The organism is Bradyrhizobium sp. th-b2 (assembly GCF_000426785.1).
GTDB lineage: Bacteria > Pseudomonadota > Alphaproteobacteria > Rhizobiales > Xanthobacteraceae > Bradyrhizobium > Bradyrhizobium septentrionale.
Genome location: NZ_AUGA01000003.1, coordinates 79,687 through 101,067 on the forward strand (window position 1 = coordinate 79,687; position 21,381 = coordinate 101,067).

Annotated in this window: 18 protein-coding genes; 9 read left to right on the forward strand and 9 right to left on the reverse strand. The window is 63.5% G+C overall.

All coding sequences use genetic code 11. The features are described from left to right. Positions 1-12: 12 nt before the first annotated feature. Together K359_RS0105570 and K359_RS0105575 are read right to left on the reverse strand one after the other, a co-directional pair. On the reverse strand, positions 13-738 hold the full coding sequence (locus K359_RS0105570) for an SDR family oxidoreductase (protein WP_029078458.1): 726 nt from the start codon (positions 736-738) through the stop codon (positions 13-15). A gap of 16 nt (positions 739-754) precedes the next feature. Further along, entirely contained in the window at positions 755-2,074 is a 1,320-nt protein-coding gene (locus K359_RS0105575; RefSeq protein WP_051346014.1) for an iron-containing alcohol dehydrogenase, read from the reverse strand. A gap of 141 nt (positions 2,075-2,215) precedes the next feature. On the opposite strand from K359_RS0105575, the gene K359_RS51200 reads away from it, so the two are divergent. From K359_RS51200 to K359_RS51215, 8 genes are all read left to right on the forward strand, one after another. Further along, complete coding sequence (locus K359_RS51200; protein WP_051346015.1) at positions 2,216-3,253, forward strand: sugar-binding transcriptional regulator; 1,038 nt, start codon at positions 2,216-2,218, stop codon at positions 3,251-3,253. A 66-nt stretch (positions 3,254-3,319) separates the two neighbouring features. Then, positions 3,320-4,261: a carbohydrate ABC transporter permease gene (locus tag K359_RS0105585; RefSeq protein ID WP_084518305.1), complete on the forward strand. Its 942-nt coding sequence runs from the start codon at positions 3,320-3,322 to the stop codon at positions 4,259-4,261. Beyond that, positions 4,261-5,151: a carbohydrate ABC transporter permease gene (locus tag K359_RS0105590; RefSeq protein ID WP_029078461.1), complete on the forward strand. Its 891-nt coding sequence runs from the start codon at positions 4,261-4,263 to the stop codon at positions 5,149-5,151. The genes K359_RS0105585 and K359_RS0105590 overlap by 1 nt, the downstream gene beginning before the upstream one ends. Positions 5,152-5,199: 48 nt before the next feature. Next, positions 5,200-6,726, forward strand: a complete 1,527-nt coding sequence (locus K359_RS0105595; protein ID WP_035976188.1) for an ABC transporter substrate-binding protein — start codon at positions 5,200-5,202, stop codon at positions 6,724-6,726. A 169-nt stretch (positions 6,727-6,895) separates the two neighbouring features. Next, positions 6,896-8,425, forward strand: coding sequence for an FGGY-family carbohydrate kinase (locus tag K359_RS51205; protein WP_035976190.1), 1,530 nt, complete (start codon positions 6,896-6,898; stop codon positions 8,423-8,425). Continuing rightward, positions 8,422-9,225: an HAD hydrolase family protein gene (locus K359_RS0105605; RefSeq protein WP_029078463.1), complete on the forward strand. Its 804-nt coding sequence runs from the start codon at positions 8,422-8,424 to the stop codon at positions 9,223-9,225. Before K359_RS51205 ends, K359_RS0105605 begins: the two co-directional genes overlap by 4 nt. Positions 9,226-9,240: 15 nt before the next feature. Then, positions 9,241-10,350 carry an ABC transporter ATP-binding protein gene (locus K359_RS51210; protein WP_051346016.1) on the forward strand — a complete coding sequence of 370 codons (1,110 nt, stop codon included), beginning with the start codon at positions 9,241-9,243 and terminating at the stop codon, positions 10,348-10,350. 48 nt (positions 10,351-10,398) lie between these two features. Then, a complete protein-coding gene (locus K359_RS51215; protein ID WP_035976192.1) occupies positions 10,399-12,033 on the forward strand; it encodes a choline dehydrogenase in 1,635 nt (544 codons plus the stop codon). Between the two features lie 66 nt (positions 12,034-12,099). Here the strand turns inward: K359_RS51215 and K359_RS0105620 are convergent, their stop codons facing one another. Genes K359_RS0105620 through K359_RS0105650 form a run of 7 tightly spaced genes read right to left on the reverse strand, consistent with a single transcriptional unit; the run spans position 12,100 to position 19,894 of the window. After that, complete coding sequence (locus K359_RS0105620; RefSeq protein WP_063618910.1) at positions 12,100-12,627, reverse strand: MarR family winged helix-turn-helix transcriptional regulator; 528 nt, start codon at positions 12,625-12,627, stop codon at positions 12,100-12,102. 18 nt (positions 12,628-12,645) lie between these two features. Continuing rightward, positions 12,646-13,374: an SDR family NAD(P)-dependent oxidoreductase gene (locus K359_RS0105625; protein ID WP_371261131.1), complete on the reverse strand. Its 729-nt coding sequence runs from the start codon at positions 13,372-13,374 to the stop codon at positions 12,646-12,648. A 12-nt stretch (positions 13,375-13,386) separates the two neighbouring features. Further along, on the reverse strand, positions 13,387-13,872 hold the full coding sequence (locus K359_RS0105630) for an aromatic-ring-hydroxylating dioxygenase subunit beta (RefSeq protein ID WP_029078466.1): 486 nt from the start codon (positions 13,870-13,872) through the stop codon (positions 13,387-13,389). 28 nt (positions 13,873-13,900) lie between these two features. Further along, the gene (locus K359_RS0105635) at positions 13,901-15,214 is read right to left on the reverse strand and encodes an aromatic ring-hydroxylating dioxygenase subunit alpha (RefSeq protein WP_029078467.1); all 1,314 of its coding nucleotides are present in this window, start codon (positions 15,212-15,214) and stop codon (positions 13,901-13,903) included. Positions 15,215-15,225: 11 nt separating this feature from the next. After that, entirely contained in the window at positions 15,226-16,188 is a 963-nt protein-coding gene (locus K359_RS0105640) for a PDR/VanB family oxidoreductase (RefSeq protein ID WP_029078468.1), read from the reverse strand. 2 nt (positions 16,189-16,190) lie between these two features. Further along, positions 16,191-17,735: an indolepyruvate oxidoreductase subunit beta family protein gene (locus K359_RS0105645; protein ID WP_029078469.1), complete on the reverse strand. Its 1,545-nt coding sequence runs from the start codon at positions 17,733-17,735 to the stop codon at positions 16,191-16,193. Further along, the gene (locus K359_RS0105650; protein WP_029078470.1) at positions 17,732-19,894 is read right to left on the reverse strand and encodes an indolepyruvate ferredoxin oxidoreductase subunit alpha; all 2,163 of its coding nucleotides are present in this window, start codon (positions 19,892-19,894) and stop codon (positions 17,732-17,734) included. Before K359_RS0105650 ends, K359_RS0105645 begins: the two co-directional genes overlap by 4 nt. A gap of 270 nt (positions 19,895-20,164) precedes the next feature. Between K359_RS0105650 and K359_RS0105655 the strand changes: the two genes are divergently transcribed. Further along, positions 20,165-21,340, forward strand: coding sequence for an acyl-CoA dehydrogenase family protein (locus tag K359_RS0105655; RefSeq protein ID WP_029078471.1), 1,176 nt, complete (start codon positions 20,165-20,167; stop codon positions 21,338-21,340). The last annotated feature ends 41 nt before the right edge of the window (positions 21,341-21,381 follow it).

A 21,381-nucleotide genomic window follows, 5' to 3' on the forward strand; every position in this document is an offset into this window, starting at 1 on the left:
GCGTGAGAGCGCTCAGTATTTTTGTCGAGTCGGCGTGATGCAAATCTCCTGCACCAGCGCCTTTTGCGGAAGGTTGTAGGCGTCGAGGATCAGGTCGGCGACGTGTTCGGCCCCGATGCCGCCGCCGATTGCGGCCTTGTTTGCGTCATAGCTGGCACGTGTCACCGGATCCTTCACGCCATCCAGGACCTCGGTCTCAATGATTCCCGGCGAAATGACGATCACGCGAACATCGTAGGCGGACAGATATTCGCGAAGGCTCTCGGAGACGCCGTGGACGAAATATTTGGTCCCGCAATAGACCGTATGATCGGGATAGACCTTGCGTCCAGCGATCGAACTCATCATGACGAGCGTACCGTGACGACGGTCCATCATGCCCGCCATGACGGCATGTACGCTGTTCATGACACCATTGACGTTGATGGCGATCATTTCGTCCCAATCGGCGGGGTCCTGCCTGCCGATGTCACCGAGCCTCGCAATGCCGGCGTTGGCGAACATCATATCCACGGGGCCGAACCTTGCTTCGGCGTCTCGTACCGCCGCGGCGAGCATCGCACGATCGCGAACGTCCACCTTGCGACAGACCGAATTGGGCAGACGCATGGCCTCCAGCCGTTCGATCCGGCGGGCCATCAGCAGCACAGGGTGGCCGGCCGCGGAGAAGGCGCGGGCGGTGGCTTCTCCGATGCCGGAGCTCGCCCCGGTTACGGCGACAAGCGGCTTTGCGGTCATGTCACAGGCCTCCCTCTCAAAGTTCGCCTTGCGCAAACGCCTCCAGCGTGCCGGCGTCTGCGGCAATGTCGAGGAACGAAAAGCGGTTGCGCATCTCGCGGCAATGCACGATGGCCTCGCGGTAGAGATCGACGGGCACAGCCAGTTCGGTCGCCGTCGTGGCGCCGCCCGCAGCCGACAGCAGGCGCTTCATCTCGCCGACCGGAATCGCGAACCCGGCCAGCTCGCGCCGCAAGTCAGGCCATGTGTCGTCGAGCTTGCGATTGAATGCGATGGCGCCGTCGCGGTCGAAAGCCTTTTTCTTCAGCTCCGCCAGGCATTGCGATGCGACTTCATCGCCAAAGCGGCGGGCCATGCCGGCGGCGTCGATAGGGGTGGCGTGAACGGAAGGCGGCTGATCGCTGGCAAGCATGTACTGCTGCAGGCGCGCCATGCTCAGCGACGCGATGCCGACTTGCTGGCCGTGCAGGCTGCCCGGATGCCGCGCTCCCGCGAAGCAGTCGATGTAATGCGAGATCTGGTGTTCACCCATCGAACCATGGTGCGAGATGCCGGTGAACGAGATGCCCAGTCCGCACAGGGTTAGCACCCGATAGAGATACCCCATCGCCTCGATATCGCCCTTGGGCAGATTCGCGGCGCGCTTGTTGAGCTCGACCTCGTCGACGGCCTGGATCGTGTAAGGCTCTTGAAAATACGCCGTGCCCAACAGCCGGTGCGACATCCACCAGTCGCTTTGGGCTACCGAGCGGGCGAGGCAGTCGGCGAAACCGGAGGCGGCGAGATAGGGCGGCGCCGCGGCGGACACCTTGAGATCGACGAAGAAGCCGGCAGGTGTGTGCGAAGGCAGCGACACCTTCAGGCCGCTGTCGAGGGTGAGCGAGGCGGTGGAAGAGGTATACCCGTTCATCGAAGCGGCGGTTGCGAACACGCAATAGCGCCGCCCGTCGAGGCCGGTGACATACTTGCAGAGGTCGTTGACGGTACCTGAGCCGACGGCGACGACGGAATCGAATCCGCGCAGCTTCTCGGTCAGATTACGAACCTCGGCCATGTCGGCGTGCGGACGATCGAGAACAATGGCCTCGACGGGGCCGATCTCGCGCAGTGCCCTTGCAATCCGCGCGCCCAACGCGTCGTAGGTCGCCTGATCGGCGACCAGAGCAAGGCTGTGCCCCAGCTTCAGGGACGCAACCAGCTCGGCCTCGCGGCCCTCGAGACTGTCTTCAATCACGATGGAGTCGTAGGGCACCTTCACGCGGGCGCCGGTCAGCGGATTGGTCCAGCGGCCAGCCACCAAATCGTCGATCAGCGCGGTCCAGTTCTGCTTCGACATCGAGAAAATCCCGCACAACGCTTCGGCACCGCAGCACCGGCCGTGACATTCGACAAAACTAATTGGCAATTAATCGAGCCAATTGACAATTGTCAACTCGATGTGCATTTTGTGTATCCGACACTGAGGCCGCGATCGCCGATGACCAGGACGCTGCAACGCAAAGTGACACCGCCGCGCATCAAGCGTCGCGCGTTGTCGATTCCTGCAGAGTTCGACAGTGATCCGGTCGTGTGGGCGGCCTGGCTCTACTACGAGGAGGGCATGACGCAGGAGGAGGTCGCCGATCAGCTCGGCGTCTCGCGCGCGTCGGTGGTGAACTTCCTGCAGGAGGCCCGCGACCGCAACATCGTCACCATCGCGGTCTCGTCACGGCACTTGCAGACCATCGGTCTCGCACGCGAAGTGGCCGACGCTTACGGCTTGTCCAACTGCCTCGTCGTGCCTGATGATGGAGGCCGGCTGCCGGTGCACGAGCGGATCGGCATGGCCGCCGCGCGGTTGCTGATCGAGCGTTTGCAGCCCGACGATGTGCTCGGCGTTTCCTGGGGGCGCACGGTGCAGGCCTTGTCGGCAGCGTTGCCCGAGATGAAGCTGCCTGGAGTGACTGTTACCCAGATCACTGGCTGCTCGATCGGGACGACGGAATTCTCGCCGGAACTGTGCACCTCCAACATCGCCAACAAGCTCGGCGCGCGATGCGTCAATCTGCACGCCCCTGGCATCGTCTCCACCGCGCAGATCAAGCGCCTGTTCATGCAGGAGCCGGCGCTGGTCGAGACCTTCAAGATCATCCACTCGAGCAACAAGGTGCTGTTCGGCGTCTGCAGTGTGGATGACGCGGGCACCGCGATGCGCAGCGGATACATGACGCCGGAGAAGATCGAGCCGTATCTCGCGCGCGGCGCGGTCGGCGTGGTGAGCGGACGTTTCATCGACCGGGACGGCAAGCCGCTGTTGGGCGCGCTCGACAATCAAATGATCGGCCTCACGCTGGACGAGATTGCCAAGGTGCCGGAACGAATCTGCATTGCCGGCGGCACCGACAAGATCGACGCGGTCTACGCGGCGCTCAATAACAACTACGCGACGATATTGGTGACGGACGTGGCAACGGCGAGAACGCTGGTGCCGCGTGCGGCCCGGTCTCACCGAGCCGGAGTATCACGCCGGCCCTGATCCAACACAGCGAACTGGGCCGCAGAGCCCGGCGCCGAGAAAAAAGCGATGCACGAGGAAACGTCAATGGTTTCGCAGCAGGTGCCAAGTCTGGCCGTTGACGTGCCGGTGTCCGGCACGGAGCGTCGCCGGGTTTGGCCGCGATTTCTGACCTCGGAACACCCGTTTCCCTGGCTGGCGCCGATCACCGCATTGATCCTGGCGTTCGGGGTCTATCCGCTGCTCTATGCGCTCTGGCTGACGTTCTTCAAGCGCAACCCGGTCACCCGTCTGAATGTCTTCAACCCGACCTGGAACTGGGGAAAGCTGTTCGCCGATGAACGGGTATGGGGCGCCATCGGTCACACCTATCTGTACACGATCAGCGCCCTGCTGATCGAACTGGGTCTTGGCCTTGCCATCGCATTGCTGCTCGACAGCGACCGCAGGGGGTATGGGCTGCTGCGCGCGCTGATGACGCTGCCGCTGGTGGTGCCGCCTGCCGTCACCGGCATGATGTTCCTCCTGATGCTGGACGGATCGTTCGGCGTATTGAGCACGGGCCTCGTTTCGCTGGGGCTGTGGTCGCCGCAACATCCGATCCTCGCCTCCAGCGGTTCTGCACTGGCCGGCGTCCTGCTGGCCGATATCTGGCAGTGGACGCCGTTCATGGTGTTGATCATGCTCGCCGGGCTGCGCGCCTTGCCGAAGGAACCCTTCGAGGCTGCCGCCATCGACGGAGCGACGGCGAGTCAAGCCTTCTTCCGCCTGACCCTGCCGATGCTCTCCAGGATCATCGCGTTGGCCGTCCTGATCCGCGGCGTCGACCTGTTCCGGATCTACGACTACGTGAAGGTGATGACGGACAGCGGGCCCGGCACCTCGACCGAGACGCTGACGTCCTACGCCGGCACCATCTATTTCAAGAACGCCGACTTTCCCTACGCCTCGACGATCTCGCTGTTTACGCTGCTGCTGGTGATCGTCACCTCGAGCATCTTCATCAAGCTGTTCAAGGTGCGGTTCTGATGCAGGAAACATTCCTCCAGAAGCGTTTGCGCGATGTGGCCGCCGTGCTCGTGGTCGGCATGTTCATGTTCCCGCTGTTCTGGTGGGCGCTGACGTCGTTCAAGCCCACGTCGGCGATCTTCAACAAGGACGAGATCGTCTGGTTCAATTTCAAGCCGACGCTCGTCAATTATGCCGTCACGATGCTCGGCAAATCGCGCGCTGAACTGGCCATCGATTCCGGCAACACGTTCGGGGTCGGGGGTGCGAGTTCGTATGACAGCCGCCAAACCATCATCGACTCGCTGATCATCGCGGTGGGAGCGACCGCGCTGACGCTGCTGCTGGCGGTCATTGCGGCCTACGCACTGTCGCGGATGCGCTTTCGCGGGCGGCAGGCCTATCTGAACTGGATCCTGTCGCAGCGCTTCATGCCGCCGATCGCGATCATCGTGCCGGTCGTCTTCATGTTCCACTATCTGTCGCTGCTCGACACCCGGCTTGGCCTGATCATCGTGGATACGCTGATCAACCTGCCGATCGCCGTGCTGCTGATGAAGTCATTCTACGATGACGTTCCCGTCGACGTCGATGAAGCCGCCATGATCGATGGCGCCACGCGATTGCAGATCTTCTGGCGCGTTGTCCTGCCGATGGTCAAGGGCGGCGTCGCAGCCACCGCCGTCCTCTGTTTCATCTTCTCGTGGACGGAATTCCTGATGTCGCTGTTCCTGACCAATTCGATACGAACATTGCCGGTCAGGATCACGACCTTCGTCACCTCGACAGGCTCGGAATGGGGATTCATCGCGGCTCTCGGCACGACAGCCGTGATCCCGAGCTTCATCTTCATCCTGCTCGTCCAGAAGCAGCTTGTCCGCGGCCTGACCCTCGGGTCTCTCAAGGAGTAGGCGCGCGGAGCGAGACCAGAAAGTCAACAAAACATCGGGAGGAGTGCAATGAGTTTCAAGAAATTCGACCAGCAGACGTTCATTGTCGACACCGCGAACGCCTATACCAACGGGCAAATCTCGAAACGCGAATTTCTGCGCAAGCTGGGACTGGCCGGTGTCGGATTCTCGGCCTTCAGCCTCGGCATGCTCGGTAGCCCGCGCGGCCTGCGCAAGGGCAGTCTGCTCGGAACCCCGGCCTATGCCGACGGCTTGCCGGACAACCAGGCCAAATGGCTGAAGGAGGTCGGCAGCAAGTTCAAGGGCGCCAAGATCCGTTATTCGACGGAATCGACGCCGCCCTCGGTGATCCTCAACCAGATCAAGAAGGAGTTCACCGATCCGACCGGTATCGAGGTCGAGGTCGAGATCGTGCCGCTGGAGCAGGTGCTCGCCAAGGCGACGCAGGACGTGCAGGGCCAGCTCGGTTCGTACGACCTCTACTACCTCGATCAATCCTGGATATCGATGTTCCAGCCCGATTGCATCGATCCGGTCGCCTACTACAAGGACAAGCCGGAACTGGCGATGCCCGATTTCGATTGGGACGATTTCTCCAAGCCGCTCGTCAAGAATGTCGCCCAGGTCGACGGACAATGGATGGGCATTCCCTTCGACATTCCGATCTTCACGCTGATGTACCGCAAGGACATCCTGGAGAAGCACAAGATCGCGGTGCCGACCACCTACGAGGACTACCTCGCCGCCGCCAGGCAAATCACCGAGGCCGAGAAGGGCAACGGCATCTTCGGAACCGGCCTGCAGGCCAAATCCGGGCACTATTCGCTGGAGTGCGACTGGAGCCAGGCGGTGTGGGGCCATGGCGGCTCGATTTTCAACAAGAGCAAGAAATTCTCCGGTAACGACGAGCAGGGCATTGCCGGCCTGAAATGGTACCAGGACCTGTTGAAGGTCTCGCCGCCGAATTCGACGGCATCGACCTGGGACGGCCAGTTCGAGATGATGCATTCGGGCCAGATCGCGCTGGCGCAGAGCTGGGATGAGTTCTTCCCCGGCCTCGATGCCGACGACTCCAAGGTCAAGGGCCTGTGGGAGCCTGCCAAGCCGCTGACCGCCAAGAAGCTGCGCCCGGCCTCCGAAGCCGGCTTCAACGAGCAGCCGAACCTCGGCCATCAGGGCGGCTCGTGCATCTCGCTGTCGAAATACTCCAAGAACAAGGAGGCCGCGTGGATCTTCATGCAGTGGGGTTGCTGCAAGGAGATCATGACACGCTGCACGCTGCTCGGCGGCTTCGCTCCGATGCGCAACTCATCGTTCGCCGATCCGCGCGTCAAGGCCAAGGCCAAGGTCGGCGCGGGCACCACGCGGCATCTGGAGACCGTGAAGTGGGTGATCGACAACGCGATGGCGACCGAGCCGCACATGGCGTTGTGGGCGGGTCTGTCGACCAACGAGATTCCAACCGAACTCGGCAAGCTGCTGACGGGCCAGGCCTATGGTGGCGATCCCAAGAAGTGCATGGACGCGCTCGCGAAGCAGATCGACGCCCAGGTCAAGGATGCTGGTCTGCTCTAGAGCGCTTTCGAGCGAAGCGGACACCCGGTTGGTGTGAAGAAGACGCGTCAAAACAACGATCCAGAGCTTCGATTCTGATCCAACCAGAACCGGAATGCTCTGGGTCCCGCGGAGCTAGACTTTGCGGAGGCGGCCTTGGTCGCCTCCGCGCCAATTGAATTGAGATGGCATGTCCAGAGATCTGGTGATCGGCATCGACAGTTCGACCTCGGCGACCAAGGCGATCGCCTGGGATCGCAGCGGACGTGCATTGGCCGAAGGGCGCAAGGCGATCGGCCTTGCCAATCCGCAGCCGGGATACTTCGAACAGAACCCGGACGAGTGGTGGGATTCGACCGCGGCTGCCTTGCGCAGCATCACCGACCAGGTCGGTGCCGAGCGGATCGCTGCGGTTGCGATTTCCAATCAACGCGAAACTTTCAGTGCATTCACGGAGGAGGGGACCGCAATCAGGCCCGGCATGACTTGGCTCGACGAACGGGCTCGGCCTCAGGTTGTGCGCTTCGGCAAATCGTTCGGAGCCGAGCGCGTTCATGCCATTTCCGGCAAGCCCCTTGACGTGCTGCCCTGCCTCTACCGCATCATCTGGATGGCGGAGCACGAGCCGGAGATCTTCGCGCGCGCCGCGCGCTTTGCCGAAGTCCACGGCTATCTGACGCATTGCCTGACCGGTCGATGGCGGACGTCGACGGCCTCGGCCGATCCGACCGGGCTGCTCGATATGACGCGCAACGTTTGGTCAGCCGAGATTCTCGACGCCGCCGGCATTGCGATCGAGAAGTTGCCGGCGCTGATGCCGCCGGGCGCGCGGATGGGGGAGGTCACGCATGCGGCCGCGGCATTCACCGGCCTTTCGGCTGGAACGCCGGTCGTTGCCGGCGGTGGCGATGGCCAGTGCGCCAGCACCGGTGCCGGCGTCACGTCTCCGGGCAGCGCCTACATCAATCTCGGGACCGCAGTGGTCTCGGGAAGCTACGGTCGCAACTATGCCTATGACCGCGCCTTCCGCACCGAGAAGGCGGTGTGCGACGACGGTTACATCTACGAGCAGTGTATCCGCACCGGAACGTTCCTGGTCGACTGGATGGCGCGCGAGATGTTCGGGATCGATGCGACGGCGCAACTGAATGTCTTCAAGGCGCTCGAAGCCGAAGCAGCGAGCTGTCCGATCGGGGCTGATGGCGTCGTGGTGCTGCCTTACTGGCTCGGTTGCATGACCCCCTATTGGGATCCCTATGCGCGCGGCGTGATCGCCGGATTGTCGGGCTCGACCCGGCGCGGTGCGATCTATCGTGCCTTGCTCGAAGGCATCGCGCTGGAGGTTGCCGCTCAGGCTGAGAAGATCGCAGCGGCGACCGGCGGCGAGATCGGACAGTTCTCGGCGATTGGCGGCGGTTCGGACAGCGATCTCTGGCTGCAGATTTTGGCCGATGCCGCGGGCCGGCCGGTTGCGCGCTCGACCGCGCGGGAAGCCTCATCGCTCGGCGCGGCGATCGCGGCGGCCAAGGGCGCCGGCTGGTACGGCACCATCGCCGAGGCCGCCTCGGCGATGACGAGGCCGCCGGCACGAGCATTCCGACCTGAACCGAAGAATGTGGCACGCTACGCCGAATTGCGCGCCATCCATGCCGACCTCTGGCCGCGGCTGCTTGACTGGAACGCCCGGCTTGCGTCGTTTGCGGAGGGCACACCGTCGTGAAGCCCATCGCAAGCTTTCCCGCGGAGACCGCTCGCCGCATCGTCTGCATCCTGACCGACATTGACGATACGCTGACCACCGACGGCCAGCTCCCTGCGGCTTCCTATGCCGCGCTGGAAAAGCTCCAGGGCGCCGGCCTCGCCGTCGTTCCCGTCACCGGCCGGCCGGCCGGCTGGTGCGACATGATTGCGCGGTTCTGGCCGGTTGACGGCGTGATCGGCGAAAACGGCGCGTTCTATTTCCGGCACGATCCGGTGGCGCGGAAGATGGTTCGCAAATTTATCGCAAGCGAGCCCGAGCGCGCCGCCAATCGGCGCAGGTTGCTCGCGCTCGGCGAGCGAATTCTGTCCGAAGTGCCCGGTGCTGCGATTTCGGCCGACCAGCTCTACCGCGAGGCGGATCTTGCGATCGATGTCTGCGAGGACGTGCCGCCACTGCCGCGCGCCGCGGTCGACAGGATCGTCGGGCTGTTCGAAAGCGCGGGCGGGATCGCCAAGGTCTCCTCGATCCACGTCAACGGATGGTTCGGCAGCTACGACAAGCTGGCCATGACCCGGATCTTTCTGCGCGAAAGGCTGGGGCTCGATCTCGACGCGGCGAGGGACCGCATCGTGTTCTGCGGCGACAGTCCGAACGATGCGCCGATGTTTGGCTTCTTCCCCTACGCCTGCGGCGTCGCCAATGTGCGGGATTTCGAGGGGACGATGGCCGCAACGCCGGCCTTCATCGCCAGCAAGCGCGGCGGCGAAGGGTTTGTCGAAATCGTGGAACAAATCTTGTCGGCCAGGACGGGCGCGTAAGGAGAAGAAGCAGCCATGGCATCGGTCACCATCAGCAATGTGCGGAAATCCTACGGCAAGTTCGAGGTGCTGCACGGCATCGATCTCTCGATAGCCAACGGCGAATTCGTCGTGCTTCTGGGACCTTCCGGTTGCGGAAAGTCGACATTGCTGCGGATGGTCGCCGGGCTCGAGCCGATTACGTCGGGCCAGGTCAGCATCGGCAACGTCCTGGTCAACGATCTGCATCCCAAGGATCGCGACATCGCGATGGTGTTCCAGAACTACGCGCTCTATGCCCACCTGAGCGTGTTCGACAACATGGCGTTTTCGATGCAGCTCAAGAAGGTTCCGAAGGCCGAAATCAGGCGCAAGGTGGAGTGGGCCGCTTCGATCCTCAACCTGACGCCCTATCTCGACCGCCAGCCGAAACAGCTGTCCGGCGGCCAACGTCAGCGCGTTGCGATGGGTCGCGCCATCGTGCGCGATCCAGCCGTATTCCTGTTCGACGAGCCGCTGTCGAATCTCGACGCGAAGCTGCGCGTGCAGATGCGAACCGAGATTAAGGAACTGCACCACAAGCTTGCGACCACCACCATCTATGTGACCCATGACCAGATCGAGGCCATGACGATGGCCGATACGATCGTGGTGTTGCGCGACGGCGATATCGAGCAGATCGGCAAGCCGTTGGAGATCTATGACCATCCCGCAAATCTGTTCGTCGCCGAGTTCATCGGTTCGCCGGCGATGAATATCCTGACCGGCGAAGTCGCCGCCGAGGCGGGACGCCCGGTGCTGCGCGCCAACGGCGTGACGCTGCCGTTGCCCTCGGATGCAAATGTCAGTGCCGGTCAGATCGTCAAATACGGCATCCGGCCCGAGCATCTGCGGCCGGGCGCTGGCAGTGCAGGCTTTCCCGCCAAGGTCTCCGTCGTCGAGCCGACGGGCCCTGAAATTCACATCTATGCCGAGGTAGGCGCGCAGGAAGTCTGTTCGATCACGCAGGAGCGCATTGAATTGTCGCCTGGCGACGAGATCAGTCTGCTGCCCGCCCTCGACAGGGTTCGCCTTTTCGAACCCGAGACGGGCAAGGTCATCAACGGCCCGGCCGAGGTCAGGCCTCGCCCGCTGATGCGGGCCTAGTTCGCCCGATCGGACTCCAATCTGTCCAGACAAGAAGACGGAGGAAACATGGTGGACTACGTCATCGTCGGCGCCGGATCGGCCGGATGCGTGTTGGCAAACCGTTTGTCGGCAGATCCGAACAATGACGTCGTGCTGCTCGAGGCCGGCGGCAAGGACACCAATCCCTTCATCCACATGCCGGCGGGCTATCTCGCCCTGATGAAGTCCGGGAGTGTCGACTGGCATTACCATACGGATCCGCAGCCGCACCTGGACAACCGCGTGCTTTTTTGGCCGCGCGGGAAGGTGCTGGGAGGATCGAGCTCCATCAACGGGATGGTCTATATCCGCGGCCACGCCTCCGACTACGATTTGTGGGCTCAGCTCGGCAATCGCGGCTGGTCCTACAGCGATTGCCTGCCATATTTCATTCGGTCGGAAGGGCGGCAGGCCGGCGCCGACGATTATCACGGCGGCGACGGCCCGTTGCGGACGAGCCGGCTGTCGGAAATAACCCATCCGCTGACCAAGGCGTGGTTTGAAGCGGGCAAGCAGGCGGGATTTCGCGCGACGGATGATTTCAACGGTGCCGAACTCGAAGGCTTCGGCCCGGTCGACAGCACGATCGCCGACAATCAACGCGCCAGTGCGGCGCGCTGCTACCTGCATCCGGTTCTTAACCGCCCCAATCTCAAGGTGATCACGAAAGCGCTCGCCTCACGCGTGCTCGTGGAGGGTGGTCGCGCGGTTGGCGTCGAGTACATCAGGAATGGTCAGGTTCACACCTTAAGGGCCGAACGTGAGGTGATCCTGGCCGGTGGCGCGATCAACTCGCCGCAACTGCTCCAATTGTCGGGAATCGGCGATGGCGACCATCTGCGGTCGCTCGGGATAAAGGTCGTCCACGAGCTCAAGGGGGTCGGGCAAAATCTGCAGGACCATCTCGCCTGCGGCGTCAAGCAGCGGTGCACCCAGCCGATCTCGTTTCTCAAGCACACCAAGCCATTGGGCGCCACAAAAGCCTTCATCCAGTACGTGCTGACCAAAACGGGCCCAGCGACGTCGCACGGCCTGGAAGCGATGGCGTTCCTCAAATCGAAAGCGGATCTCATCGCGCCCGACCTGCAATATTTCTTCGTTCTGCTGATGTACAGCGACCATGGCCGCAAGATCACAAATGAGCACGGCTTCATGGCTTACTTCAACATCGCGCGCCCAGAGAGCCGCGGCAGCATCATGATCAAATCAGCCGATCCGTTGCAGCATCCCTCGATCCAGCCGAATTATCTGGAAGCGCCGGAGGATGTACGCAACATGCGCGACGGCGTCAGGATCGGCCGGGAGATCATCGCCCAGAATGCGTTCGCCCCCTATCGCGGACAAGAATATGCGCCGGGTTCTGGCGCGGCGTCGGACGCGGACATCGACCTCTACGTCCGGCAAACCTCCGAAACCATCTATCACCCGGTCGGCACATGCAAAATGGGGTCGGATCCGCTGGCCGTTGTCGACGATCGTCTTCGTGTTCGCGGCGTCGAAGGACTGCGGGTCATCGATGCGTCCGTCATGCCGCGACTGGTCTCGGGAAACACAAACGCGCCAACCATCATGATTGCGGAGAAGGGGGCTGACTTCATCCTTGAGCGCCGGCCTCTCGCAGCAAGTCCCCTGGAAACAGGCAGTCGGCACGTCAGCGTGTAACCGACAACCGTGTGACGAAGTTGCCGTCAGGCCCGGTTAGATTGGCGATAGCTTGTGGCGTCCGCGTCAGGTGTGCTTGTCCAAGCGGCGCTTGAGCAGGGTCAGGTGCTGCAGCAGGTCCGATTGCGCGACGGGCGAGAGCTCCCCGATCAAGGCGATCACCCATTCCTCATGCCGTCGCGCCATCCGGCCGAATTCCCTTGCGCCTTCCTGCGACAGACGCAAGCGGAAGGTACGGCGATCTTCGGAATCGACCTCGCGATGGATCAAGCCGTCGGCTTCCAGCTTCTGCACCAGCGCGGTGATGGCGCCGTTCGAAACCATCAAGAGCTGCGAAACCTCAGACATGGTCGCACCTCCAGGTTTGCGCTCGAGCTGCGCCAAAAGGTCGAAGCGGGCCAGCGTCGTGTTGAACTCCTTGCGCAGCCGGGCATTCAGGGTTTTTTCGATCCGGGTGGTGCAGGAGAGCAGCCGCAGCCAGATGCGCAGCTCGAGATGCGCGCCATCGGACTCATGTGCCGGCCCGACCGGCTGCAGCGGTGGCGGGCGCGCGCTCTTCGGGGATCTGACCTTCCGTTTGGTCGTGGCATCCATTGCTGCGTCTCGCCGAACCTAGATGGAAAGGGACCCGATGCTGGCTCCGCCACAGACATAAAGCGTCTGCCCGGTGATGAAGTCTGCATCCGGCGAACTAAAGAAACTGACCGCGCGCGCAACATCGGTGGACTTGCCAAGGCGGCCGAGAGGAATCGACCGCGCCAGCGCTTTTGCGCGTTCGGATTCCGGCGACATCACGCTCTCGAACATTTCAGTGTCCGCGATTGGGCCCGGTGCCACGACATTGACCGTGATGCCGAACGGAGCGAGCTCCAGCGCCCATGTCCGCGCCATGCCGATGATGCCGGCCTTGGTGGCCGAATAGACCGTGCGGGTGGCAGCCCCAAGCGCCGCGCGGGACGACAACTGCACGATGCGGCCAAAGCGCGCGTGCTTCATGCTCGGCAGCGCTGCCTGCGCCAGCGCAATTCCGGCGCCGAAATGGAGCTGCGCCAAAGCGCCGACGTCCTCGTCCTCGACCTCTTCCAGCAGCTTGGCGCGGATCGCGCCCGCATTGTGGACGACATGGGTGATCGCAACCTTCGCGGCGATGTCCGCGGCCACCTGGCGTGTCGCCGTCCCATCGAGCAGATCGACCTCGTGTGAGGCGAGCCTCGGATGGCTCCAGTCGGGCTTTCGCCGCGACAGCGAGATCACGTCGTAGCCGTCGGCGAGGAGGCCGCGCGCGATTGCGGCGCCGATGCCGGTATTGCCACCGCTTACGATTGCCGTGTAGTTGGCCACGCTCATCGTTCCCTACATGAAGAGCTGGATGTTGCCGAAGGCAGCATCGCAATTGATCAGGTCGACCCGCTTGAGCTTGATCTTCAGCCGGCCGTTCTCGACGCTCAGACGATGCGTGGCCCAGGCCGCATAGAGCGTCTGCTCGTCGTAGCGGGTCTCGACATAGTGCATCGGGGTCCAGGTGACGTAGCTGTTGGCAGCGACATCGCGTGAATCGACCTGTGGGGTCTGCAGCACGTGATGGCAGCGGCTTTTCGGCTTCTGGCTGAAGGTCCGCGCGCCCTTGAGCCGCTCGACCCGGATCGACAGCAGCAGCTTGTCCTCGTACATCAGCGAGCAGGTCAGCCGCGGATCGGTCTGATTCCATTCCAGCGGCATCCAGTAGAAGGCGTCATCGGCGTACAGATCGAGCCACTCGTCAAAGCGCTGCTGATCGATCAACCGAGCCTCGCGGACCACGAAGTCGATCAACTCCTGATCGGTGGGAGCGGCGCTCATGAGAGGGACCTCGGCTACCATGCTCATGTCACATCCCCATCGTCATGAACTTGGTCCACGCCCGGAACTGGTGGCGCATCGGCCATTCGCTGGTCCCGTTGATCGCCACATTGGTCTGCCCGGCTTCGTCGGGACTGTAGAGACGCTGCAGATTGACCCACTCATTGCCGTTCGAATGCAGGCCTTCCTGCGCGCGTTCATACATTTCGAGGTCGTCGTGGCCGACGATGGAGGTCGGTGCATTGATGAGACGGTTGTACATCAGCGTGCGCTCGAGCAGCATGTCGGGTGCGTCGACCAGCTGGAACGTCCAGGACTCGACCAGCGTCTTGTTGGCCGCGATCGGCTTGAACTGTCGCAACAGCTGGATCGGTCCCTTGATCATGATGTTGGGGAAATAGACCGTGTTGTGCCGGTTCTCGTTCAGGATCGCCTTGGCGCGGTCCTCGCCATAGGTCGCCGTCATCTTCTCGAAATATCCGGGTACTGCCGAATAGTCCGAATGGATCGAATGGTGCACGCCGGTGTGACCGTGGCCATTGTCCCAGATCCGGATGCCCATGTTCTCGAAGAACTCGTATGGGCTCATGAAGGGAGCGATGATCTCGACCGCCATCGGCTTCTTCGTGCCGGGAGGGGCTTTTTTCCAGACTTCGACCACGGTTCCGGCGGAGGATTCGTGCGCCACCATGGGATGGCAGGTGTCGGTCTGGTTCTCGACCAGCATCTTCCAATTGCAATTGTGCATGTAGCGCAGCACACCGCCGGCGACCTTGAGCTGACCGGCCGGCGAGCGATCGGTCATGTTGTCGAAGCTCGACAGGCTATCGCCGAAGAACGCCTCGAAATCGAGCCCGCCGTCATTGATCTTGGCGAACACGAAGCCTCGGTAGTTGCGGACATGGCGCACCGGCGTCATGCCGCGCGCGGCCTCGCTCTGTTCGAAGCCGGTGTTCTCGTAACCCTTCTTCAGGGGGATCGCGAGCAGCGAGCCGTCGGTCTTGAAACTCCAGGCGTGGTAGGGGCAGCGGAAGAACTTTCCAGTATTGCCGCAGGTCTCGGACGTGATGCGCGTGCCCTTGTGGGGACAACGATTGTGCAGCACCCGGACCGTGCCGTCGGTGTGACGGACCAGCAGGACCGGCTGGGTGCCGATCGTGGTGCCGTAATAGTCGCCCGGATTGGGCACCTGGCTGTCGTGGCCAACATAGACCCAGCTGTTCGGGAACATGTGCTCCATCTCGAGCTGGAACACCTCCTCGCTGACATAGACATCGCGGTGAACCTCCTGGTCACGGACCAGGGCACGGATCGCCGCGGAGTTGCCGGCGTATCGGGACATGGGTCTCTCCATCACAGATCGAGCACGAGTCGCTTGGTCTTGGCGCGCGAAATACAGATCTGCATCACCTTGTTCGACGCCTTCTCGGCATCGCTCAGGATGTAATCGCGATGGTCCGGGACGCCCTCGATCACCGCGGTCTGGCAGATTCCGCAATCGCCGCGCTTGCAGTCATGCAACGGGTCTTCGCCGGCCTCGAGCAGCACATCCAGGATGGTCTTGCCGACGGGAATTTCGTAGATGCGACCGTTGCTTTTCAGCTCGACCTCAAAACTGCTGTCGCCGGACTTCTCCTCGGGCGCGGCAAATATTTCGAAATGCAGCCGGCCCGGCGGCCAATCCAGCTGTTTCGCCAGCGCGATCGCCGATTCGATCATCGGCAGAGGTCCGCAGAGATAGAGCGGTACATCGGGTGCAAGCCGGGTCATCAGGCCTTCGAGATCGAAGAACCGGCCGGCTTCGTCGTCGGCGTGGATGATTGCGTTGGCGGAGGCGAGGCGCTGAATGTCGTCCGAGAACGCAAGTTCGCTGCGGCTGCGCCCGGCGTAATAGAACGAGAATGGCCTTTGCGTCGCGCTCAGCTCGCAGGCCATGGTGAGCAGCGGCGTGACGCCGATGCCGCCCGCGACAAGGACCACTTCGCCGGCGCCGGAGGCGAGAGCAAAATTGTTTGCCGGAGGCGAGATCGTCAGTCGATCACCGGCCTTGAGACCATGCATCTGCAGCGAGCCGCCGTGACTCTTGCTTTCCTGCAGGACGGCAATGCGGTAACTGGTCGGATGCTCGGCCGCGCGCGGCGAATTGGTCTCGATCAGTGAATAGGAGCGCCGGCCGACATCGGGCAGATGAACGTCGATATGGGCGCCGGCGGCCCAGCCCGGCATCGGCGCGCCGTTGGTGCGCGCAAGCACGAACTCGCGGATGCGCGGCGTGAGCGCTTCGGTCTTCGACACCACCACTTCGAATTGATCCATCCTCAGGCGTCCTCGAACAGCGTCTCGACGGTACGCAACGCGCCGTCGAGCTCGGTGCCATCGGCATCCTTCAGCGCGACCTTGATCAGCCGCTGTACCCATTCGGCGGCGTCGGGCCGGCCAGCCAGCCGCTCGGACGCAAGCATGACCTTGTCGAATTTCGACTCACCGCGCGAATGTGTGTCCGAATAGCCGCCGACGAGACGGCGCGCCTCGCACACGGCGGTCGCGAGCGCGACATCGTGTGCTGCGAATTTCTGGACGCGCTGCGCCCAGCCGTCGAGATGGCGCGTCTCGCGGGAATGCCGCAGATTGCCGCGGCGGAAGCGACGCAGGCCGGCAAGGCAGTACAGCAGCAGAAAGGACGCCGGCGCGGTTGTGCGCAGCTTGCGTCCACGGTCGATCAATCCGGCAAGTCGTTCGCTCCGCTCAACCTTCGCGCCGAGCCGCGGCGGCAACAGCCCTGCCATCTCCTCGGTCCGCGGATGGAAGAACTCGGTGATCGCGAGAACCTGGTCGTCAGCGGCGCGCACCTCGCGGCGCAACCGCTTGAACCTTCCTGCGCGGGTCTTCAGATCGGCGACGCGGATGACGTCGTCATAGGCCATCGCAACCGCGAGATACTTTGCGAAAGCCCGCAGCAGGCCGCTGGCACCGCGCGGCAGGGCTTCCAGCCGATCGAGATACTCGCCGCCATAGGCCACATCCTGATAGTCGACCACGCGTTGCAGGCCGGCCGCGACAATGCCGTGCGATTCGGGCGGCAACTGCCGGGCACGTGCGACCAGCGCGTCGTAGCCGGCATGGCCGATCGGCTCGAGCTTCGGAAATCGTTTGGCGAGCGGCGGCTTTGCCGCGGGCTTCGTCTTTGGATCCTGTTTGAGCTCGGCGGCTGCGCGTTCACGGCCGGCGGCAAACGCGCGCAGGCTGGAATCGACGCCGACGCCTGCGGCCCGGATCGTGGCTTCAAAATCCTCGGTCGTGAAGGGCAGGGCGGAGGAGCCCGCCAGGGCGCCGAACAGCACCGCGGAGACCGCGCTACCGGTGGTATCTGCAATCTCGGCCATGTCGAACGCAATGAAGCGATTGGCGGCGACATTGGCTGCGTCGTAGACCTGCGACGCGTCGGCCGTGCCATCGCCGGGCGCGGTTTTCTCGATAACCGCGAGCGAGCGGTGCGAGGAGCCGATCAGAAGCGTGCGGTCGGGCGAGACCAGTCCGCGCAGGATCGCGCGGCCGGCTTCCATCAATTCGGCGCCGATCACGATGTCGACCTTGCCGGGCGCCGGCATCAGCGACAGCACGGGATGGCGGTCTGGCTTGCTCGCGTCGGGCGCGATCATCTCGATATAGTAGATCGTGGCACCGGTGCGCTGAGCGACGCCGGGCACCGAGGTCGATTGCGCATACCAGCCGCGCCGCTCGGCGAGCGCAACGATCCAGTCGACCAGGACGCCGCCGCCCTGGCCGCCCATCGCGAGCACCGCGACGCTGATCGGGCGTGCCTGGCTGAGGCCGGCTGCGAGGGGGGCGACCGAGACGTTCATGCCGCCTCCTGCTCGAACGTCACCCGCCGTGCCGCCCGCCAGCGCTGCAAGGTGCCGATCAGCCGCCGCCAGAGCCGATCGAACCGCACTTCGGACGCGGTCGGATTGGAGACGATGTCGGCGCGATAGAACGAGGGACACAACACGGCAGCGTCCGCGACTTCGCCGCAATGGCCGCAGCCGACGCAGGAGTTGTCGACGGCGGCGACCGGATTATCCTTCAGCGGGTCGTCGGTCGGCTTCACCGACAGCGACGGACAGCCGGACAGACGGATACAGGCGTGGTCACCGGAACAGACGTCTTCGTCGACGCCGAAGCGCTCGCGCACGATGCGCTCGCCGCGTTTGGCGGCTGCGGCCGCCAGCGGCTTCACGCGCCGCTGCTTGTTCAGCATGCATTCGGACGAGGCGACGATGATCTTCGGCCCTTTCTCCTCCGTGGTCAGAGCCTCGCGCAGCGTATCGCGCATCCGCGTCACGTCGTAGGTGCGGTCGATCTGGCGTACCCATTTGGCGCCGACACCCTTCACCGCCTCGACGATCGGATGCTTGGTCGAGCGCGAACGGTTGTCGGCGCGCGAGGACGGGATGTCCTGGCCGCCGGTTGCGGCGGAGTAGTAGTTGTCGACCACGACGATCACGCCATCATGCTGGTTGAAGACGGCGTTGCCGATCCCGCTGCTCAGCCCGTTATGCCAGAAGCCGCCGTCGCCCATCATCGAGATCGAGCGCTTCCCCGCGGGAACATTGAAGGCCGAGGCCGACGCCGGTCCGAGCCCGTAGCCCATCGTGGTGGCCCCGATGTTGAACGGCGGCAAAATCGAAAACAGGTGGCAGCCGATATCGGCGGCGACATGATGCGGGCCGAGCTCCTTTTCCACCAGCTTCATCGCGGAAAAAATCGGCCGCTCCGGGCAGCCGGTGCAGAAGCCCGGCGGCCGCGGCGGGACCACATCTGCCAGCGCGCGGATCTTGTCGTCGACCTCGACCCGATCGATGTTCGGTGCGCGTGCGGCATCCGGCAGCACGTCCGGGCGCCAGCGGCGGATGAAGGCGCCGATCGCCTGGCCCATCACCTGCGCGGTGTATTCGCCGGCCATCGGCAGCAAGTCCTTGCCATGCAGTTTGGCTGGAATATCCGCATTGCGGAGGATCTTGTGCAGCGCCTGCTCGATGAATTCGGGCTGGCCTTCCTCGACCATCAGCACGGCCTTCTTGCCGCGACAGAAGTCGATCACCTCGCGGTCGACGATCGGGTAGGTCACGTTCATCACATAGAGCGGCACCCGCGTTTCGCCCCAGACATCCGCCAGCCCGGCCTCGCGCAGCGCCGTGATCACGCCGTTATACATACCGCCTTGCATGATGATGCCGATGTCATCGATATCGCCGTTGAACGTCTCGTTCATGCCGCGGGCCTGGATGAATTCGACCGCTGCAGGCCAGCGCTTCTCGATCTTCTCCTTCTCGTGCAGGTAGGAGGCCGGCGGCAGCACGATGCGGTTGGTATCGCGCGACGGCTGCTCGAGCGCGCGGGACAGCGGAAAGGTTGGGCGGACATTGTCGCGGGTGGCGAAGCGGCCATGGACGTGGCAGGCGCGAATCCGCACCTCCAGCATCACGGGCGTGTTCGACGCCTCGGACAGATCGAAGGAATCCCGCACGGCCTTGACGATCGAGGCCACGTCGGGCCGCGGATCGACCAGCCAGAGCTGCGATTTCATCGCAAAGGCGTGTGAACGCTCCTGCATGATGGAGGAGCCTTCGCCGTAATCCTCGCCGATGATGATGAGCGCGCCGCCGGTCACGCCGCCCGAGCTGAGATTGGCGAGAGCGTCGGACGCGACATTGATACCGACCGGCGCCTTGAAGGTGACCGCACCGCGCAAGGGGTACATCACCGAGGCGGCAAGCGTCGCCGCCGCGGTAGCTTCGCTGGCGCTGGATTCGAAATGCACGCCGAGGTCGGACAGGATATCCTGTGCGTCCGACAGCACGTCCATCAGATGCGAGATCGGCGCACCCTGGTAGCCCGCGACATAGCTGACGCCGCATTCGAGCAGGGCCTTGGTGATGGCGAGGATGCCTTCGCCGCGGAACTCCTGGCCGGCGCCGAGCTTGAGGTCCTCGACCTCGCGCGCGAAAGAGCGTTCTGCCATGCTCGTCTCCTCGGGCCTTCCGCGGTATCCCGCACGACCGAATATAGTTTAGGCATCAAACAAAAATCATGTCAATCGGACAGGGGGATTTCGTTGCGCGAGCTCGTGTCGCGTCTAGTTTATACGCATTTGTAAGCCTGTTCCGGCGGCTCAGTGCCCGGATCTGCGGCTCCACAGTTCAGTCGGCTTGCTTGACAGGATATTTTAGTAGTGAAACATTATTGGGGCGCGTTGCGGTCTGGCGGCGCGCGGCCTTTGCGGGAGATTCACATGACCCCGGGTTCGATCTTGCGCGGGCCGTCGCGCGAACATCTCACGTGGCCGTTCTTCGATGCTGGCCACAGCGAATACGCCGCCGCGCTCGACGCGTTTGCCGCCGACCTCGGCGATACCCATGGCGGCAATGTCGATGAAACCTGCCGCTCGCTGGTTCGCAGGCTCGGCGCTGCGGGCCTGCTTGAGGCATCGGTCGCCGGTGACCGGATCGATGCGGTGATCGATTCCCGGCTGATCTGCATCGCCCGCGAGACCCTCGCCTGGCACAGCGGGCTCGCCGATTTTGCCTTTGCGATGCAGGGACTTGGAACCGGCGCTGTTGCGATCGCGGGTGCACCCGAATTGCGCGCGCTGGTGCTGCCGAAGGCGCGGCGTGGCGAATGGGTCGCCGCCTTCGCCCTGTCGGAGAAGGAAGCCGGTTCCGATGTCGCCGCCATGACCTGCAGCGCCCGGCGCGAGGGCGACCACTACATCCTGGATGGCGAGAAGACCTGGATCTCCAACGGCGGCATCGCGGATGTCTATACGCTGTTCGCGCGGACCGGAGAGGCGCCGGGCGCGCGGGGCATTTCCGCCTTCGTGGTGCTTCCCGACGATCCCGGCTTTTCGATCGCCGATCGCATCGATGTGATGGCGCCGCACCCGCTGGCGACGCTGCGCTTCGAAGGATGCCGGATTCCGGCGGCGCGGCTGCTCGGCTCCCCAGGCGAAGGCTTCAAGATCGCAATGCGCACGCTGGATATTTTTCGTGCGTCGGTCGCGGCCGCTGCGTTGGGCTTTGCCCGCCGCGCGCTCGACGAAGCGACGGCGCATGCCAGGAGCCGCCGGATGTTCGGCGGCGTGCTGGGAGACCAGCAATTGACCCAGGCCGCGCTTGGCGACATGGCGGCCGGCGTCGATGCCAGCGCGCTCCTGACCTATCGCGCGGCATGGCGCCGCGACGTGCAGAAGGCGTCGACGACGCGCGAGGCGGCGATGGCGAAGATGGTCGCGACCGAAACCGCGCAAACGGTGATCGACCGTGCCGTGCAGATGTTCGGCGGCCGCGGCGTGCGTTCCGGCGAGATCGTCGAGCAGCTCTATCGTGAAATCCGCGCGCTGCGAATCTATGAGGGCGCAACCGAGGTCCAGAAACTGATCATCGGACGCGACGTCCTGAAGGGGGGCTGACCGGGGATCGCGCCGACGGGCAATTGACAACGCGGGGCCGG

Coding starts and splice junctions, on each gene's coding strand:
- K359_RS0105570 (WP_029078458.1), bottom strand. CDS start 738: ATGACCGCAAAGCCGCTTGTCGCCGTAACCGGGGCGAGCTCCGGCATC.
- K359_RS0105575 (WP_051346014.1), bottom strand. CDS start 2,074: ATGTCGAAGCAGAACTGGACCGCGCTGATCGACGATTTGGTGGCTGGC.
- K359_RS51200 (WP_051346015.1), top strand. CDS start 2,216: ATGACCAGGACGCTGCAACGCAAAGTGACACCGCCGCGCATCAAGCGT.
- K359_RS0105585 (WP_084518305.1), top strand. CDS start 3,320: ATGGTTTCGCAGCAGGTGCCAAGTCTGGCCGTTGACGTGCCGGTGTCC.
- K359_RS0105590 (WP_029078461.1), top strand. CDS start 4,261: ATGCAGGAAACATTCCTCCAGAAGCGTTTGCGCGATGTGGCCGCCGTG.
- K359_RS0105595 (WP_035976188.1), top strand. CDS start 5,200: ATGAGTTTCAAGAAATTCGACCAGCAGACGTTCATTGTCGACACCGCG.
- K359_RS51205 (WP_035976190.1), top strand. CDS start 6,896: ATGTCCAGAGATCTGGTGATCGGCATCGACAGTTCGACCTCGGCGACC.
- K359_RS51210 (WP_051346016.1), top strand. CDS start 9,241: ATGGCATCGGTCACCATCAGCAATGTGCGGAAATCCTACGGCAAGTTC.
- K359_RS51215 (WP_035976192.1), top strand. CDS start 10,399: ATGGTGGACTACGTCATCGTCGGCGCCGGATCGGCCGGATGCGTGTTG.
- K359_RS0105620 (WP_063618910.1), bottom strand. CDS start 12,627: ATGGATGCCACGACCAAACGGAAGGTCAGATCCCCGAAGAGCGCGCGC.
- K359_RS0105630 (WP_029078466.1), bottom strand. CDS start 13,872: ATGAGCGCCGCTCCCACCGATCAGGAGTTGATCGACTTCGTGGTCCGC.
- K359_RS0105635 (WP_029078467.1), bottom strand. CDS start 15,214: ATGTCCCGATACGCCGGCAACTCCGCGGCGATCCGTGCCCTGGTCCGT.
- K359_RS0105640 (WP_029078468.1), bottom strand. CDS start 16,188: ATGGATCAATTCGAAGTGGTGGTGTCGAAGACCGAAGCGCTCACGCCG.
- K359_RS0105645 (WP_029078469.1), bottom strand. CDS start 17,735: ATGAACGTCTCGGTCGCCCCCCTCGCAGCCGGCCTCAGCCAGGCACGC.
- K359_RS0105650 (WP_029078470.1), bottom strand. CDS start 19,894: ATGGCAGAACGCTCTTTCGCGCGCGAGGTCGAGGACCTCAAGCTCGGC.
- K359_RS0105655 (WP_029078471.1), top strand. CDS start 20,165: ATGACCCCGGGTTCGATCTTGCGCGGGCCGTCGCGCGAACATCTCACG.